The 14,741-nt window shown below is 59.9% G+C and carries 17 protein-coding genes; 11 read left to right on the plus strand and 6 right to left on the minus strand.

The window, feature by feature from the left end; all coding sequences use genetic code 11:
* Positions 1-118 precede the first annotated feature (118 nt).
* The 3 genes from DLM_RS11395 (at position 119) to DLM_RS11405 (ending at position 1,816) form a co-directional block, all read left to right on the plus strand.
* The gene (locus tag DLM_RS11395; protein WP_045845074.1) at positions 119-322 is read left to right on the plus strand and encodes a cold-shock protein; all 204 of its coding nucleotides are present in this window, start codon (positions 119-121) and stop codon (positions 320-322) included.
* A gap of 110 nt (positions 323-432) precedes the next feature.
* Positions 433-987, plus strand: coding sequence for a DUF1415 domain-containing protein (locus DLM_RS11400; protein WP_089086254.1), 555 nt, complete (start codon positions 433-435; stop codon positions 985-987).
* Positions 988-1,066: 79 nt separating this feature from the next.
* Entirely contained in the window at positions 1,067-1,816 is a 750-nt protein-coding gene (locus DLM_RS11405) for a hypothetical protein (RefSeq protein ID WP_089086253.1), read from the plus strand.
* A gap of 139 nt (positions 1,817-1,955) precedes the next feature.
* On the opposite strand, the gene DLM_RS11410 is transcribed toward DLM_RS11405, so the two are convergent.
* From DLM_RS11410 to pflB, 4 genes are all read right to left on the minus strand, one after another.
* Positions 1,956-2,531 carry a lysophospholipid acyltransferase family protein gene (locus DLM_RS11410; protein WP_089086252.1) on the minus strand — a complete coding sequence of 192 codons (576 nt, stop codon included), beginning with the start codon at positions 2,529-2,531 and terminating at the stop codon, positions 1,956-1,958.
* A 164-nt stretch (positions 2,532-2,695) separates the two neighbouring features.
* Positions 2,696-2,965: a hypothetical protein gene (locus DLM_RS11415; protein WP_089086251.1), complete on the minus strand. Its 270-nt coding sequence runs from the start codon at positions 2,963-2,965 to the stop codon at positions 2,696-2,698.
* Between the two features lie 132 nt (positions 2,966-3,097).
* Positions 3,098-3,871 carry a pyruvate formate-lyase-activating protein gene (gene pflA / locus DLM_RS11420; protein ID WP_089086250.1) on the minus strand — a complete coding sequence of 258 codons (774 nt, stop codon included), beginning with the start codon at positions 3,869-3,871 and terminating at the stop codon, positions 3,098-3,100.
* A 72-nt stretch (positions 3,872-3,943) separates the two neighbouring features.
* Entirely contained in the window at positions 3,944-6,202 is a 2,259-nt protein-coding gene (gene pflB, locus DLM_RS11425; protein WP_089086249.1) for a formate C-acetyltransferase, read from the minus strand.
* 477 nt (positions 6,203-6,679) lie between these two features.
* Here pflB and DLM_RS11430 point away from each other — a divergent pair, with 477 nt between their 5' ends.
* Positions 6,680-7,318, plus strand: coding sequence for a hypothetical protein (locus DLM_RS11430; RefSeq protein ID WP_145985837.1), 639 nt, complete (start codon positions 6,680-6,682; stop codon positions 7,316-7,318).
* A gap of 15 nt (positions 7,319-7,333) precedes the next feature.
* Here DLM_RS11430 and DLM_RS11435 read toward each other — a convergent pair whose 3' ends face one another.
* Entirely contained in the window at positions 7,334-7,882 is a 549-nt protein-coding gene (locus tag DLM_RS11435; protein ID WP_145985838.1) for a hypothetical protein, read from the minus strand.
* A gap of 189 nt (positions 7,883-8,071) precedes the next feature.
* On the opposite strand from DLM_RS11435, the gene DLM_RS11440 reads away from it, so the two are divergent.
* From DLM_RS11440 to msrB, 4 genes are all read left to right on the plus strand, one after another.
* Positions 8,072-9,238: a PQQ-dependent sugar dehydrogenase gene (locus tag DLM_RS11440; protein ID WP_089086246.1), complete on the plus strand. Its 1,167-nt coding sequence runs from the start codon at positions 8,072-8,074 to the stop codon at positions 9,236-9,238.
* 69 nt (positions 9,239-9,307) lie between these two features.
* Positions 9,308-10,675, plus strand: coding sequence for a deoxyguanosinetriphosphate triphosphohydrolase (locus DLM_RS11445; protein ID WP_089086245.1), 1,368 nt, complete (start codon positions 9,308-9,310; stop codon positions 10,673-10,675).
* 22 nt (positions 10,676-10,697) lie between these two features.
* Positions 10,698-11,333, plus strand: coding sequence for a histidine phosphatase family protein (locus DLM_RS11450; RefSeq protein ID WP_089086244.1), 636 nt, complete (start codon positions 10,698-10,700; stop codon positions 11,331-11,333).
* 61 nt (positions 11,334-11,394) lie between these two features.
* The gene (gene msrB / locus DLM_RS11455; protein ID WP_420000706.1) at positions 11,395-11,799 is read left to right on the plus strand and encodes a peptide-methionine (R)-S-oxide reductase MsrB; all 405 of its coding nucleotides are present in this window, start codon (positions 11,395-11,397) and stop codon (positions 11,797-11,799) included.
* An 8-nt stretch (positions 11,800-11,807) separates the two neighbouring features.
* Here msrB and DLM_RS11460 read toward each other — a convergent pair whose 3' ends face one another.
* Positions 11,808-12,995: a sensor domain-containing diguanylate cyclase gene (locus DLM_RS11460; protein WP_089086242.1), complete on the minus strand. Its 1,188-nt coding sequence runs from the start codon at positions 12,993-12,995 to the stop codon at positions 11,808-11,810.
* A 186-nt stretch (positions 12,996-13,181) separates the two neighbouring features.
* Here DLM_RS11460 and DLM_RS11465 point away from each other — a divergent pair, with 186 nt between their 5' ends.
* The 3 genes from DLM_RS11465 to DLM_RS11475 all read left to right on the plus strand — a co-directional run bounded on the left by DLM_RS11465 (position 13,182) and on the right by DLM_RS11475 (position 14,739).
* Positions 13,182-13,382, plus strand: a complete 201-nt coding sequence (locus DLM_RS11465; protein WP_089086241.1) for a hypothetical protein — start codon at positions 13,182-13,184, stop codon at positions 13,380-13,382.
* Positions 13,383-13,604: 222 nt separating this feature from the next.
* Positions 13,605-14,312 (plus strand): GTP cyclohydrolase I, encoded by a 708-nt coding sequence (folE, locus tag DLM_RS11470; RefSeq protein ID WP_089086240.1) that lies wholly within the window; start codon positions 13,605-13,607, stop codon positions 14,310-14,312.
* A 1-nt stretch (position 14,313) separates the two neighbouring features.
* Entirely contained in the window at positions 14,314-14,739 is a 426-nt protein-coding gene (locus DLM_RS11475) for a BLUF domain-containing protein (protein ID WP_089086239.1), read from the plus strand.
* Positions 14,740-14,741: the final 2 nt, after the last annotated feature.

Consider the following 14,741-nt stretch of genomic DNA (forward strand, 5'->3'; position numbering starts at 1 on the left):
CAGGATGCTCAAGTTGTGGATGTGTAGTTGTCGTAGTGGCATTTAGTCCGTACCTCAGTCGCCATTTCCCTTGAACTTCATGCGTTTTATCAACTTGCTCGTTTTGAGGATAAACAAAATGGCAACCGGTACCGTTAAGTGGTTCAACGACTCCAAAGGTTTTGGCTTCATCACTCCGGATGAAGGTGGCGATGACGTATTCGCTCACTTCTCCCAGATCAATGCCAAAGGCTTCCGCACCCTGGCCGAAAACCAGCGCGTAAGCTTCGACATCGTCGATGGCCCGAAAGGCAAGCAAGCCTCCAACATCCAGCCGCTGTAATCTTCCAAAGATTACGCGCTGATGAAAACCCGGACTCGTCCGGGTTTTTTGTTTTGTCATCCGCCACCGCAGCCTTGCCTAGCCACCGCCCAGCCATCGGAGCATGCACCATGCAGACGCCAAGCCACGAAGAAGCCATTGCCAGCACACGCCTGTGGCTGGAAAAAGCCGTTATCGGCCTTAATCTCTGTCCTTTTGCCAAATCCGTTTACGTCAAGAACCAAGTCCGCATTGTGGTAAGCGATGCCACCGAACCGGCACAACTGGCCGAAGAACTGGCACGTGAGCTGCGCCTGCTGGCCGACACCGACCCAGAAGAAACCGACACCACGCTGCTGGTGCATCCTTATGTATTGCAACGCTTTCTGGATTTCAATGAATTCCAGGATATCGCTGATGCCATCGTCGAAGAGCTGGAGCTGGACGGCGAACTGCAAGTAGCCAGTTTTCATCCGAAATTCCAGTTTGACGGCACCGGCATCAACGATGTCAGCAATTACACCAACCGCTCGCCCTGGCCCACTTTGCACCTGATCCGCGAAGCCAGCATCGACCGCGCGGTGGAAGCCTTCCCGGAAGCGGAAGCCATCTTCGAGAAGAACATCGAGACCGTCACCCGCCTGGGAGTGGATGGCTGGCGCGCACTATTCGCCACCAAGTCCTGAAACCAGGCTGGCTTGCCTGGCAGCAGACAACAGGGTAAAACGGCTCAACCTCACTGCCACACGCCCCGCGTGTACCGCCATGAAGATGTTTCGCCCTGCCCTGTGTGTGCTGTTGGGATTGATGCTGGCTGGCTGCAGCAACACCCCGGCCAAAAAGCCCGTCAAGAGTGAGGACTTCAGTTCGGCCGAACTGGGTCAAAGCGCCGCCAACCGCATCGCCAACCTGGCCATGCGCGACAACCTGGCCAGCTTGCAGACCCTGCTGGACAAACTCTACCGCCGCAATCCGTCGCAATGGCAAAAAGCAGGCTTCAGTAGCCGGGATGCCGCCATCGCACACGTCATGACGGCAATACGGCACCGGCAAGCCCTGCCCGCGCTGGGACAGGTGCGCTCCACCGCGGCACTGAGCACCGCCTTTGATCCGCAGTTCAGCGGCGACCGTGCCGGCACCCTGGTGTATGGATTGGGTAGCATGCTGGTTGATGTCTATGGCGGGCGGACCGAGCTCTACCTGGTGCATGGCCTGAATGCCCAGCAACTGGCCAATGCCGCCTACAATGTCGAAGTGGCCTCCTGGCTGCTGGGACGGCGGCAGAATGCGGATGGCAGCCCGATGCTGCTGGCCAATGAAATCACGCCACAGCAGCGCAATCTGAGCTTCGAGCGCGAAATGTCCAAGATCATCGCCCGACTAGAGTTGCTGGCCGAATTTTCTGATGAAAAACTGCGCCGCAGCGCCATCGACTTTGGCCAGTCCTTGCTGGCCGCACCACTTCTGCAATTCATCCCGGTACAAGCCGCCACCAGTGCCGCCCCCACGCCGTGAACACCGCGCGCCCAGCATGAAAAAGCCCGCAGCATTGCGCCTGCGGGCTGAATTACTGGCGATGAGCGGGCTGCCGGGAGTCCGGCGTCAGGCTCTGCCCCGATCAAGGCAGTGGCAGCGGCCACCTTGCCAGCCGGATCTAATACTGATCAGGGTATTTACCCACCTTGTCCTGATAAAAGGCCTGAATCTTCGGCATGTCCACCGTGATATCGCCACAGGGATAAAACACCGGGCCGAAGCCGCAAACCTTACGGGCATAATCCATATAAGCCAGCACCACCGGCACCTGAGCACCGCAGGCAATATGATAAAACCCGGTTTTCCATTCTTTTACCCGCTGACGGGTTCCCTCCGGCGGAATGGCCACCACCAGCTTGTCCGAACGCTGGTACACCGCCACCATCTGCTGCACCAGCGAGTTGCTGCGGCTGCGTAATACCGGAATACCGCCCAGCCAGCGCATGACCGGAGCCATTGGCCCCCAGAACAAGGTGTGCTTACCCATCCAGTAAAGCTTGGCTTGCAGGGCAAAACACACGCCCAGCGTTAATGGGAAATCCCAGTTGCTGGTATGCGGTGCGGCAATCAGCACGTATTTGGGCAAATCGGGGAAATTGCCATCAATGCGCCAGCCACGCAGACGCAGCAGGAAAATGGACAAGGCGCGCATCAGGTCGCGCAGGATGGGAGTATCGAAAATGGTGTGGTGCATGAGCCAGGCATAAGGGCAGGACTCACTTGCTGGACGGCGGGCAGCCCTCCTGTCAGAGGCCTGCCTTGACGATGGAAAAGGCGGACTCTACCGGATATGGCAGCAGGGGTAAATCAGAATCATGCCGCGGACTGGCTAGCAAACCAGTCCGCCCCCCAAAGTCATCAGTCGCGTTGCAGGATTTCCTTCAGATCCTTCTGCACATCCCAATAGGTGACATCAGCGTCGTAGACGCCAAGGCAGGTGGGTTTGGCCAGGTAACGCTGGGCATTGCGGCTGTCCATGGAGCAGAACAGCAAGCGTTGCTTTTCCCAGATGACGATACACTGCCCTTTTTTGGATAGCCGATCGATCAGGGTGCTGATTTGCTCACTGATTACCCGGGAGGACAGATTGCAGGTTTGCTTGCCGGATTTGCTCGCTTCTTTATTCATCTCTTCGGACAATCATTTCAGGGTTGGTCAATCACTCACCCGTCGTATTATCCTTGCTCGAGAAACAATACCTATCAGAAGTTTCGGAAAGATAGCCTGAACCTTTCACCCAAATCCTGCACCGTATTCAGCTCAGCACACCGTGAGTCCTCGCGCGGCAAACAAGCAACGGGCCGCATCCACGGCAGCCGCAGTGGGAGGCGGGGTATCCGCCAAGGGATAAGTCAGCCCCAATTGTGCCCATTTGCCCGCTCCCATCTGGTGGAAGGGCAGCACCTCCACCCGTTGCACGATGCCACCAAGGCTGGCCGCGTAGTCTGCCAGGCGGGCGATATCAGCCGCACCATCCGTCAACCCCGGCACCAGCACATAACGCAGCCAGACGGGCTTGCCCAGCCGTTTCAGCCGCTGGGCAAAATCCAGCGTCGGCTGCAAGGCCTGGCCGGTAATTTCCAGATAGCGCTGCGGGTCGCTGTGCTTGATGTCCAGCAACACCAGATCGACCTGGTCAAACCAGGCATCATCCACATTGGCATGCAAAAAGCCCTGGGTATCCAGCGCGGTATGCAGGCCGTAGCGCTGCTTGATGGCGGTGAATAGTGCGCCGACAAATTCTGGCTGCATCAGCGGCTCGCCACCGGATACCGTGACGCCACCGGCAAATTTGAGAAAGCCGGCATAAGGTGCGATTTCCGCCACTGCCTGTGCCACCGTCAGTTGGCGACCGGCATGCAGCTTCCAGGTATCCGGGTTGTGGCAATACTGGCAGCGAAACTGGCAGCCGGACATGAAATAGACAAAACGCATGCCCGGCCCGTCCACTCCGGCACCGCTTTCGGTGGAGTGGACATAGCCGGTCAGCTCACCCTGACTGAGCGGCGCATGCACCACATGCTGCTGGGTCATGAGAACTCCTGATGAAAAAACCGCCCGTCAGCATCTGCCGGCGGGCGGGTGGATGGACAAACCGTGACGGGCTTACAGGCTGCTGTGGAAGGTACGGTTGATCACATCCAGTTGTTGTTCTCGCGTCAGTTTGACGAAGTTCACCGCATAGCCGGACACGCGGATGGTGAGCTGCGGGTACAGTTCCGGGTGTTCCATGGCGTCCAGCAGGGTTTCACGACGGAATACGTTCACATTCACATGGAAACCGCCGGCAGCGGCAAAGCCATCCAGACAATGCGACAGATTGGCAACGCGGTCCTCTGCGGTATGGCCCAGCGCATCCGGCGTGGCCGATGCGGTCCAGCTGATGCCATCCAGCGCAGCGGCATAGGGCAGCTTGGCCACCGAGGCACCGGCCGCAACAAAGCCATGCACGTCACGACCGTTCATCGGATTGGCACCCGGCGCAAACGGCTCGCCAGCGCGACGGCCGCACGGGGTGTTACCGGTTTTCTTGCCATACACCACATTGGAGGTAATGGTGAGCACCGACTGGGTGGGCGTGGCATTGCGGTAGAAATACGGCTGGGCCTTGATCTTGTTCATGAAGGTTTCGGTCAGCCACACTGCCATGCTGTCCACCCGGTCATCGTTATTGCCATAGGCTGGGTAGTCGCCCTCGATGCGGTAGTCCACCGCCAGGCCGTCTTCGTTGCGGATGACATGTACGCGGGCATGCTTGATGGCCGACAGCGAATCCGCTGCCACCGACAGCCCGGCAATGCCGCAGGCCATGGTGCGCAGGATGTCACGGTCATGCAGCGCCATCTCGATACGCTCGTAAGCGTATTTGTCGTGCATGTAATGGATGCAGTTGAGCGCTTTCACATAAGTGGCGGCCAGCCAGTCCATCATCTTGTCGAACTTGGCCATCACCGTGTCAAAGTCCAGCACATCATCGGTAATCGGTTCGAAGCCATGGGCCACCACGGCACCGCTCTTTTCATCGCGACCGCCATTGATGGCATACAGCATGGCCTTGGCCAGGTTGGCGCGGGCACCAAAGAACTGCATCTGCTTGCCGATACGCATGGCCGACACGCAGCAGGCAATGCCGTAATCGTCGCCCCAGTAGGGCCGCATCAGGTCGTCGTTTTCGTACTGGATGGAGCTGGTATCGATGGACACCTTGGCGCAGAAGTCCTTGAAGCCCTGCGGCAGCGCGGTGGACCACAATACCGTGAGGTTGGGCTCCGGTGCCGGCCCCAGGTTGTACAGGGTATTGAGGAAGCGGAAGCTGTTTTTGGTCACCAGCGTGCGGCCATCCTCGCCCATGCCGCCAATGGATTCGGTCACCCAGGTGGGGTCGCCGGAGAACAGCTGGTCGTATTCCGGAGTGCGCAGGAAACGCACGATGCGCAGCTTGATCACCAGATCGTCAATCAGCTCCTGTGCCTGTGCTTCGGTCAGCACACCGGCAGCCACATCACGCTCGATGTAGATGTCGAGGAAGGTGGCAATGCGACCCAGCGACATGGCGGCACCGTTTTGCTCCTTCACCGCAGCCAGGTAGGCAAAGTAGGTCCATTGCACGGCTTCGCGCGCATTCACCGCCGGGCGGCTGATGTCATAGCCGTACTTGGCTGCCATTTCGCGCAGCTCATCCAGCGCGCGGAATTGCTCGGACAGCTCCTCACGCTGACGCAGCACATCTTCGGAGAAGACGGCGTCGTCCAGTTCGTGGAAGGCTTGCTGGCGCTCCTTGCGCAGGAAATCGGTACCGTACAGGGCGACACGGCGATAGTCGCCGATGATGCGGCCACGGCCATAGGCATCCGGCAGACCGGTGATGATGCCGGATTTGCGCGCCGCCAGGATTTCCGGGGTATAGGTATCGAACACCCCCTGGTTATGACTCTTGCGGTATTTGCTCCAGACTTCCTTGATCATCGGGTCCAGGGTAAAGCCATAGGCAGCCAGCCCGGCTTCCACCATGCGCAAACCACCGTTTGGCATGATGGCGCGCTTGAGCGGGGCATCGGTTTGCAGGCCGACAATCAGTTCCAGCTTGGGATCGATATAGCCCGCATCGTGAGCGGTAATGGAAGTGCCACGGTCAGCCGAGACATCCAGCACGCCCTTTTCCCGCTCCTGTTTCAGCAATTCGCCCAGCGCAGCCCACAAGGCCTGGGTGCGCTCGGTCGCGGCGGCAAGGAAGCTGGCGTCGCCAGCATAAGGTTGGTAATTGCGCTGGATGAAGTTACGCACATCGACACGGGTTTGCCAGTCTCCGGCGGCAAAATCCCGCCACGGGTCGGCTTGTACGGCTTGTTGAGCAATCGATTCCATGACTATCTCCTGATTGAAGCCCGAAATTGTTCTCTATGGAAACAATACTACATTCGATATCGAAAATAAGAGCTTGATGCAGATCAAACTAGGACCGCACAAAGCGCCCTGACTGGCCAATAGGGAAAATCCAGCCCCCGCCTGAACGGCAAGGTGTCAGCCACCGCATACACAGAACTGTTGATAATCAACACCATAGCAGCAAAACAGGCAAAGTGCCTGCCTTGCAGCCGCACCTGGCATCTTTTGCCGCCAAAGCCACAAGCACCGGCAGCCACCGCGCAACCACCCCACGCGCAGAATAAGGCTACTGCGCAGCGAACAGGCCAATATGTTCGATTTCAAACATTCATGTTTTTCATAGTGAATGTTAACTACAGGTGATATGCAAGAATATATGTAGTATTACTACGATAAAAAACAGGAACTCTTGCCGCTCCAGACACTCTGCCATCGTTCACAGCACCAGGAGCCATCATGATCGCGTACAGAAAAGTCATGGCCATGACAGGACTTTGCCTGCTGACCGCCTGCAGCCAGCAACAAAGCGAACAGGTACAGCAAGCGGCCTCAGCCGCCATCGGCGCAGCCCACAATAGCCTGCAAGCCAGCAGCGCACCGCTTGCCGCACTGCGCCAGCAGGCAAGCAATGTCACGGCAGAAGCCAAGCAGCACGCGGCAACACTGCTCACGGAGAACCCGGCACTGGGCAATGCCGTGGCCATCCTGAAACAGGCGTCAGACAAGGCGGATGGCAAGCAGCAATGGCAGGCGCTGGAACACAAGGTAGGAAAGTACCCGGCCGACATCGGTCTGTACCAGACCGGCGTGGTGGCGGAGGCGTTGCGGCAACTGCTGGGCAGCAAATTTGCCGTGTTCCAGCAGAACATGCAGGTCAGCGGCCCGCTAAGCCGGGACCAACTGCTCTATGTCAGTGGCAACAAGCCGCACGAAGGTGGCAGCGAGATGGCCTACCTGCTGCTGGACCCAGCCAGCAGGCAGCTGGAAGTCGGCCTCATCGAACAAGGAAAATTGACGGTGTATCGAAGCGGCCCGGCCCTGTATCGCCCGGCGGAAATCACCGCCATGCTGAGCAATATCGATGGTCAGCCCTGAGAGCGACCGGCAGCGCTAGCGGGCCAGCCCGCGGGGCCACAGTCGGCCGGTGTGCTGCATATACTGGCGATAGGCATCACCCAGCCACTGCAGCAACAGCCCCTCCTCCCGCCTTACGCTGCGTCCATAGCTGAACAGCAGGGCGAGCACTCCGCCACTGCCCGCCAAGCCATCCTGCACCAGCAGGAACTGGGCCAGCGCCGCCAGCCACAGGGCCGCATACAGCGGATGGCGAATACGCTGATAAACCCCGCCCGGCCATGGCTTACGCTGTGCATTACCCGACAGCACATCAAGCTGACTACGCCAGAACAGCCAGCATGCATACGCCAGCATCAGGCAGCCCACCGGCCCGGCCAGCGGTGGCAGGGCCAGCGAAAACCGGTGCGGCCAGCCCGGAAACGAGGCCAGCAAGGGCAGGATTACCATGCCAAGCAGCACAGGCCAGCGCAGGATGCACTGCCCCACCAGCAGGTGACTACTACGCCGCAGCAATGGCCGGTATGCAAACCGCGTCAGCACCATTACCCCTACTCCGCATAGCTGAATGATTGCCCACAGCATGACATCACCTCGCTTGCTTGTTAATGACAATCATTATCATTTACATACACAATCATCGCAAGCAGATTTTAGCGGCTCCATTCCCCCACCAACCCAAGCCGATCGCACAGCAAAGGCGACTTTCCGGCAGGCCCTTGCTATTGTTGCTGGCAGCATCCGGCTTGTGCCGGTACTTCCCGGAGAAAACGCATGCATGTCCGTCACCTGCTTATCCTTGCCTGCCTGATGCTGCCCCTGTCGGCGCAAGCTGCCGAACGCTGCCCTCAGACTGCACCAGCCGGCATGCACGTCCTGCCCGGCCTGTGCGCCGAAATCATTGCCAGCGGCCTGAAAATGCCGCGTGGACTTGCCATCCTGCCAGACGGCAAGCTGCTGCTGACCGAAATGACACGCTGGGATGCCCCGCAAGGCCGGCTGCTGCAACTGGAACGCAAGAACGGCAACTGGCAGCAGACTGTGCTGCTAACAGGGCTGGACCGTCCGCACGGCGTGGTGCAAGGACCGGATGGCAAGATTTACGTGGGAGAAGTGGGACGCATCATCCGCTTTGACCTGGCAGCGCCACAACAACGCGAAACCGTCATCAGCCTGCCACTGCGCCAGCGTCACCCGCTCACTACCTTTGCCCTGGCCGCCAACGGCGATCTCTACGTCAATATCGGCAGCTCATCCGACAATTGCGAAAACGCAGCGCCAGCCGAGCAGGCAAGCGGACGCTGCCCCGAGAGTGAGCAGGACCGGGCCGGCGTGGTGTGGCGCTATCACATCGATAACAATGGCAAGGTCAGCGATCTGGGGGTATTTGCCCGTGGCCTGCGCAACAGCATGGCACTGGGCGTGCATCCGCGCAGTGGCATCCTGCTGCAGGCAGAAAACAGCCGCGACGCCATCCAGCTGAAACTGCAGTTGCCCAACGACAATGAACTGCCACACGACGAGCTGAATCTGCTGCAAGCCGGCAAGCACTATGGCTGGCCCTTTTGCTACGACAAACAGGTGGCGGCACCGGAGTTTCCCGCCTATGACTGCAGTCAAACCACTCCCCCCTACCGCCTGTTACCCGCACATGCCGCACCATTGGGACTGACCTGGTGGCTGGGGCCCAAGGCCGCGCCACGCTTTGCCGGCTGGCTGATTGTCGGCTTTCATGGCTATCGCCAGCATGGCCACCGCCTGATGGCCTATCCGACCGACCGCCAAGGCCTGCCCACCGGCCAGGGGCTGGAACTGATCAGCAACTGGAAAGACAGCAAAGGCCCCGGCGGCCCGGTAGAAATCCGCGCCGGTGCCGACGGCGCACTCTACATTACCGAAGACCGCCACGGCCAGTTGATCCGCCTGTATGCCCAGCCCTGAGCGGCAAGCTGCTTTTCCCCAGGCGGCAAAGCCCATATCATCGCTACATCCAACCTGCCACGGCCTGCCATGACCCAGCACCAGCAACAACAATGGACCGCCCTGCTGTCCACCCAGCGCTTCAAGGTGGTACAAGGCGAAATCAAGCCCACCCGCACCCCGGCTACCGATGAAGGCAGCGCAGGCTTGCGCAGCGACTTTCATATCGACCACGACCGGGTGGTGTTTTCCAGCGCTTTCCGCCGCCTGGGCCGCAAGACCCAGGTGCACCCGCTGGCCCAGAACGACCACACCCACAACCGGCTGACGCACAGCGTGGAAGTGGCCAGCGTGGGCCGCAGCCTGGGTAACCGGGTGGGGGTGATGATGCAGCACGCCGGGATCATGCCGCCCGGCTACAGCCCCTTCGATATCGGCGCGGTAGTGCAGGTGGCCTGCCTGGCGCACGACATTGGCAACCCGCCGTTTGGCCATACCGGCGAAGATGCGCTGCGCGACTGGTTCCGCGATGCGCGTAATGCGCATTTCCTCACCACGCTGGATGCCGCCCAGTTGCGCGATGTGCAGACCTACGAAGGCAACGCCCACGGCCTGCGCATGCTGGCCACACTGGAGATGTACAGCCACGAAGGCGGCATGCGCCTGACTGCCGCGGCACTGGGTGCGCTGATCAAGTATCCGTGGACATCAGATGCGCCCAAGGCGCTTGCGCGCGACAAGTTCAACATCTATCGCACCGAACTGCCCTACTTCGAGCGCATTGCCGAAGAGTTGCACCTGCCACGCATCGGATTGCTGGAATGGGGCCGTCATCCGCTGTCCTATCTGATGGAGGCGGCTGACGACATCTGCTACGCCATTCTGGACCTGGAAGATGCAGTCGAAATCGGCATTCTGGATGTACGGGAATTCGAAGGCCTGTTCGCCCGCTTTACCGAATATGAAAAGGTGTGGAACCTGCACGACGTGAAGCAGAAATGCGCCACCTTGCGCGGCATCGCCATTGGCCGCTGCGTGGCCGAAGTGGCACAGAAATTCATGCTGCACCACAACGCCCTTCTTGCGGGCGAATTTCCGGCCAAGGACCTGATCAACCTGACCGATGCCGAGGTACAGGAAGCGCTGATCCAGGCCAAGGAACTGGCCAGCAACAAGGTATACCGCCATCGCACCAAGCTGGTGACCGAACTGGCGTCCTACCCCTGCGTCGCCACCATTCTGGATGTGCTGGTGCCAGCGGTACATGCCTACATCACCCGCGGGGGCGAGCAACTGACACCGCGCCAGCATCTGGCCATGGGGCTGCTGGAACAGCACGTCAAGACTGAAGACAGCCTGTACCAGGCCTATATGAAGGTACTGGATTTTGTCGGCGGCATGACGGACAACTACGCCGCCAACCTGGCGCGGGAAATCTCCGGCGTCGGCATCCTGTAATCAACCCAAGCCGGACACCTTCATGCACACCACCCGCTTCTGCCTGATCCGCCACGGTGAAACCGACTGGAACCGCGAACGCCGCCTGCAGGGTCATCTGGACATTCCACTCAACAGCCATGGCCTGCAGCAAGCCGAGCAACTGGCCAACGCCCTGGCGCGCCGGCAACTGCAGTTTGCCGCGCTGCATGTCAGCGAGCTGAACCGCGCCCGCCAGACCGCCAGCGCCATCAGCCAGCGGCTGGGCCTGCCGTTGCAAACCCACCCGGCGCTGAAAGAACGGCATTATGGTGCCCTGCAGGGCCGCACCTTCGATGAGGCACGCCAGCACATCCCCCACGTCTACCGGCTGCATCAGGAGCGGGATGTCCACTTCGACCTGCAAGGTGGTGAAAGCCTGCACGGCTTTCAGCAGCGCATCATGCACTTCATGCAGCAACTGGCAGAACGCCACAGCGGACAGCAGATTCTGGTGGTAAGCCATGGCGGTGTGCTGGAAATGGTACACCGCACCGCCAGCGGCCAGGGACTGAGCGGCGCCCGCGACTTTCCCATTCCGAATGCCGCACTCAACTGGATTCGCTATCGGGATGGCGAGTGGGAAATTGAAAAATGGGCCGACGAGACCCATCTGGACAACAGCCTGGACGAACTGTAAGCAGGCGGCGTGACAGATTTTCCTGTCCGGCCCGATTCACTGTCAGCACCCCACCCGAGGAATGGCCATGAGCGACCCGAAATCCATCAGCGACGCCGACTGGCGCGCCCGGCTCAGTCCGGAACAATACCGCGTCACCCGCCAGGGGGGCACCGAACGTCCCTTCAGTGGAGAGCACTACCGGCGTAGCGAGCGCGGTGACTATCACTGCATCTGCTGCGGCAGCCTGCTGTTCCACTCCGACACCAAGTTTGACGCAGGCTGCGGCTGGCCCAGTTTCTGGGCCGAAGCCGCCGGTGAGCGCATCAAGCGTCTGCGCGACACCTCGCACGGCATGATCCGGGTGGAAGTACGCTGCGCCGACTGTGACGCCCATCTGGGCCATGTATTTCCCGACGGGCCGGAACCCACCGGCGAACGCTACTGCATCAATTCGGTATGCCTGAGCTTCAAACCGGCGCCGTGAAAGACAACTCAGCCCGCCACCGCAGCCGAGATGCCCGGACTGACATGCACCCGGTTGCGGCCATGGTTCTTGGCCTCGTACAGGGCTTGGTCGGCGCGGCGACATAGCTGGTCGAAGCTTTCACCACCATGCCAGCCCGCCACGCCGATGCTGATGCTGTAGCGGCAATGCCCAAAACTGCTGCAGACCAGATGCTGCTGCGCCTGCTGCCGCAAGCGCTCGGCCACCTGCCATGCCGCCTCCACCGTGGTATCCGGCAGCATGATGGCAAACTCCTCTCCCCCCAGCCGGCCCAGCGCATCACGGCTGCGCAGATGTCCGCGCACCATGTCGGCAAAGGCCCGCAGCACCTCATCACCCGCCGCATGGCCATAGGTGTCGTTGATGGCCTTGAAGTGATCCAGATCGATCAATAACAGCGTCAGCGGCTGATGGGTGGCGGCCGCGTGCAGTATCTGCTGCTGGCCGATGGTAAACAGATGCTTGCGGGACAGCGCGCCGGTCATGAAATCGCGGTTGGCCGCATTCTCCGCCTCGGTTTGCAGCGATTCGTGCAGCATCAGCACCGCCGCCATGGACAAGGCGGGCATGATGGCCGCCCCCAGACACAGCAGCATGATGTTCCAGCCACTGGCCAGCATGATATTGGTGGGCGCGGGGTGTAGTGTGTAGAAATAGACGCTGCGCACCAGTTGGGTCAGGGCAAAGACACAGGCCAGTACCGTAAGCAAGCGGTAATGAACGCTGCTGCGCCGGCCACGGTAATGTTTCAGCATCAAGTAGGCAGTTGCCGTACACACCGCTGCACTGTAGGCAGAAATGGCCATCACACGCATGGGCAAGCTGTCATTGCCGTAGCGCCAGTAAGTGACGGCCAGCACCTGCAGCAGCGCACCGCCCAGCAGCCAGTTCCAGCGCGCTGGCTGGCCCAGGAAATAGGCACAGCCGGCATAATACAAGGCGACAGACAGCGCCAGGATGCCATTGGCCACAACAATGGAAATACTGTCGGGAATCAGCCCGCGCAAACCCAGCAAGGGCAGATAGATCACTACCGCAACATTGGCCAGCAGCCACTCCCGTGCGCCGGGCAGGCCGCTGCGCCGCAGCGAAGCCAGCGCCATGCACAGCGCCAGACTCAGCAATTCGGTGGTGAGAAAGATCGGAGCCAAAACCAGTACGGGGTCGATAGTCATGATCAGTATCAATACCGGCTTGAGCAGCCGGTCACGCCGCCTTGCCGGCAGAGATAGCCAACTTCGCGGGATGCAATTCAGCTTTATACCAAAAATGACAGCCGACATCAGCATTTAAAACAAATATTCACATACACCGCCCCGACAGGCACAATCAGCACAGTTTCCATTCCTCCTGGCCACACCATGCCTGCTACCGGACAATCCACTGCCCCGCGCCCCGGCTGCCTGGCTTGCCGCCATTACCACATCAGCCATGATGCGCGCTTTCCCTATGCCTGCCGCGCACTACACATCAAGAGCAAGCGCCAGCCCTGCATCGATGTGCTGGAAGCATCCGGCCAGCCCTGTTTGTACCGGCAGCAGAAAACTGCGCCACCGTCTTGAAAGCCTGCGCCGCTGTCACCATCTGACAGTGTCGATTCCGGTTTTCCTTTTCCCGGCCCTTGCGGCGCATTACCATGCAGAACAGGAATTCCAGCGGCAGTCCTCAGCTGTCGCTTGCTATACACGTCACGGATAAACAGCGGCTGGCAGGGCGATTCCCCATGGGCAACTGCCTTTGCCGGGATCACACCAGTCCATCGAAGATAAAGGCCCAAGCCCACCATGAGCAAAACGGATAACAACGCCACGCCGACAGAAAGCGTTTCTTCGCGCATACGCTACCGTCTTCAGAATGCCGGCGTGCGCTTTCACGCCAATGACAATATTGCCGACTTCATCGAAGGCGATGAGCTGGATTTGCTGCAACAGGAAGTGGCAGCCAAGATGCAGGGGGTGCTGGAAAGCCTGGTCATCGATACCGTCAACGACCACAACACGCAGGATACCGCGCGGCGTGTCGCCAAGATGTTCGTGCGCGAAGTGTTTCGTGGCCGTTATGTTGCCAGCCCGCCCAATACCGAATTTCCCAATATCGAGCAGCTGAACGAGCTGATGATTGTGGGGCCGATCACGGTACGCAGCGCCTGCTCCCACCACCTCTGCCCCATCATGGGCCGGGTGTGGGTGGGGGTGATGCCCAATGAGCACTCCAATCTGATCGGCCTGTCCAAGTACGCCCGCCTGATTGACTGGGTGATGACCCGCCCGCAAATCCAGGAAGAAGCAGTCATGCAGATTGCCGACCTGCTGATGGACAAATTGCAGCCGGACGGCCTGGCCATCGTCATGGAGGCCGATCATTTCTGCATGCACTGGCGCGGGGTGAAAGACAGTAACTCCAAGATGACCAACAGCGTAATGCGCGGCTCCTTCCTGCGCGACGCCAACCTGCGCCGGGAATTCCTGTCGCTGCTGCACAAAGGAAACTGAGATGCTTGTTCGCCTGATTTATGCCAGCCGCAGCACCACCCCCATCACCAGCGAACTGGTGAAGCAGATTCTGGATGCAGCCCACCAGCACAATCCCGAACGCGGCATCACCGGTGTACTGTGCTACGGGGATGGCGTGTTTGTGCAGGCACTGGAAGGTGGACGGACCGAGGTGAATGCGCTGTATCAGGCCATTTGCCGTGACAGCCGTCACCGCGACGTCACCTTGCTGACTTATGCGGAAGTCGATCAGCGCGAGTTTGCCTGCTGGTCGATGGCGCAGGCACCGCTGGACAAGAAAAATGCCGCACTGCTGCTGCGGCATTCTTCCAGCCCGGTGCTGGACCCTTTCCGCCTGAGCGGCCAGACTACCAGCCGTTTGCTAAGCGAACTGGGGAGTTCCGGCGGTCTGCGCTCCAAGGGCTAGCG

It is taken from the genome of Aquitalea magnusonii, assembly GCF_002217795.2.
GTDB classification, from domain to species: Bacteria; Pseudomonadota; Gammaproteobacteria; order Burkholderiales; family Chromobacteriaceae; genus Aquitalea; species Aquitalea magnusonii_B.

Excerpts from the sequence above, each read along its gene's own strand:
- DLM_RS11410 (WP_089086252.1), bottom strand. The coding sequence starts at position 2,531 with ATGCACCACACCATTTTCGATACTCCCATCCTGCGCGACCTGATGCGC.
- DLM_RS11445 (WP_089086245.1), top strand. The coding sequence starts at position 9,308 with ATGACCCAGCACCAGCAACAACAATGGACCGCCCTGCTGTCCACCCAG.
- DLM_RS11415 (WP_089086251.1), bottom strand. The coding sequence starts at position 2,965 with ATGAATAAAGAAGCGAGCAAATCCGGCAAGCAAACCTGCAATCTGTCC.
- DLM_RS11465 (WP_089086241.1), top strand. The coding sequence starts at position 13,182 with ATGCCTGCTACCGGACAATCCACTGCCCCGCGCCCCGGCTGCCTGGCT.
- DLM_RS11440 (WP_089086246.1), top strand. The coding sequence starts at position 8,072 with ATGCATGTCCGTCACCTGCTTATCCTTGCCTGCCTGATGCTGCCCCTG.
- DLM_RS11400 (WP_089086254.1), top strand. The coding sequence starts at position 433 with ATGCAGACGCCAAGCCACGAAGAAGCCATTGCCAGCACACGCCTGTGG.
- pflA (WP_089086250.1), bottom strand. The coding sequence starts at position 3,871 with ATGACCCAGCAGCATGTGGTGCATGCGCCGCTCAGTCAGGGTGAGCTG.
- DLM_RS11430 (WP_145985837.1), top strand. The coding sequence starts at position 6,680 with ATGATCGCGTACAGAAAAGTCATGGCCATGACAGGACTTTGCCTGCTG.
- DLM_RS11435 (WP_145985838.1), bottom strand. The coding sequence starts at position 7,882 with ATGCTGTGGGCAATCATTCAGCTATGCGGAGTAGGGGTAATGGTGCTG.
- DLM_RS11460 (WP_089086242.1), bottom strand. The coding sequence starts at position 12,995 with ATGACTATCGACCCCGTACTGGTTTTGGCTCCGATCTTTCTCACCACC.
- DLM_RS11395 (WP_045845074.1), top strand. The coding sequence starts at position 119 with ATGGCAACCGGTACCGTTAAGTGGTTCAACGACTCCAAAGGTTTTGGC.
- msrB (WP_420000706.1), top strand. The coding sequence starts at position 11,395 with ATGGCCATGAGCGACCCGAAATCCATCAGCGACGCCGACTGGCGCGCC.
- DLM_RS11475 (WP_089086239.1), top strand. The coding sequence starts at position 14,314 with ATGCTTGTTCGCCTGATTTATGCCAGCCGCAGCACCACCCCCATCACC.
- DLM_RS11450 (WP_089086244.1), top strand. The coding sequence starts at position 10,698 with ATGCACACCACCCGCTTCTGCCTGATCCGCCACGGTGAAACCGACTGG.
- folE (WP_089086240.1), top strand. The coding sequence starts at position 13,605 with ATGAGCAAAACGGATAACAACGCCACGCCGACAGAAAGCGTTTCTTCG.
- pflB (WP_089086249.1), bottom strand. The coding sequence starts at position 6,202 with ATGGAATCGATTGCTCAACAAGCCGTACAAGCCGACCCGTGGCGGGAT.
- DLM_RS11405 (WP_089086253.1), top strand. The coding sequence starts at position 1,067 with ATGAAGATGTTTCGCCCTGCCCTGTGTGTGCTGTTGGGATTGATGCTG.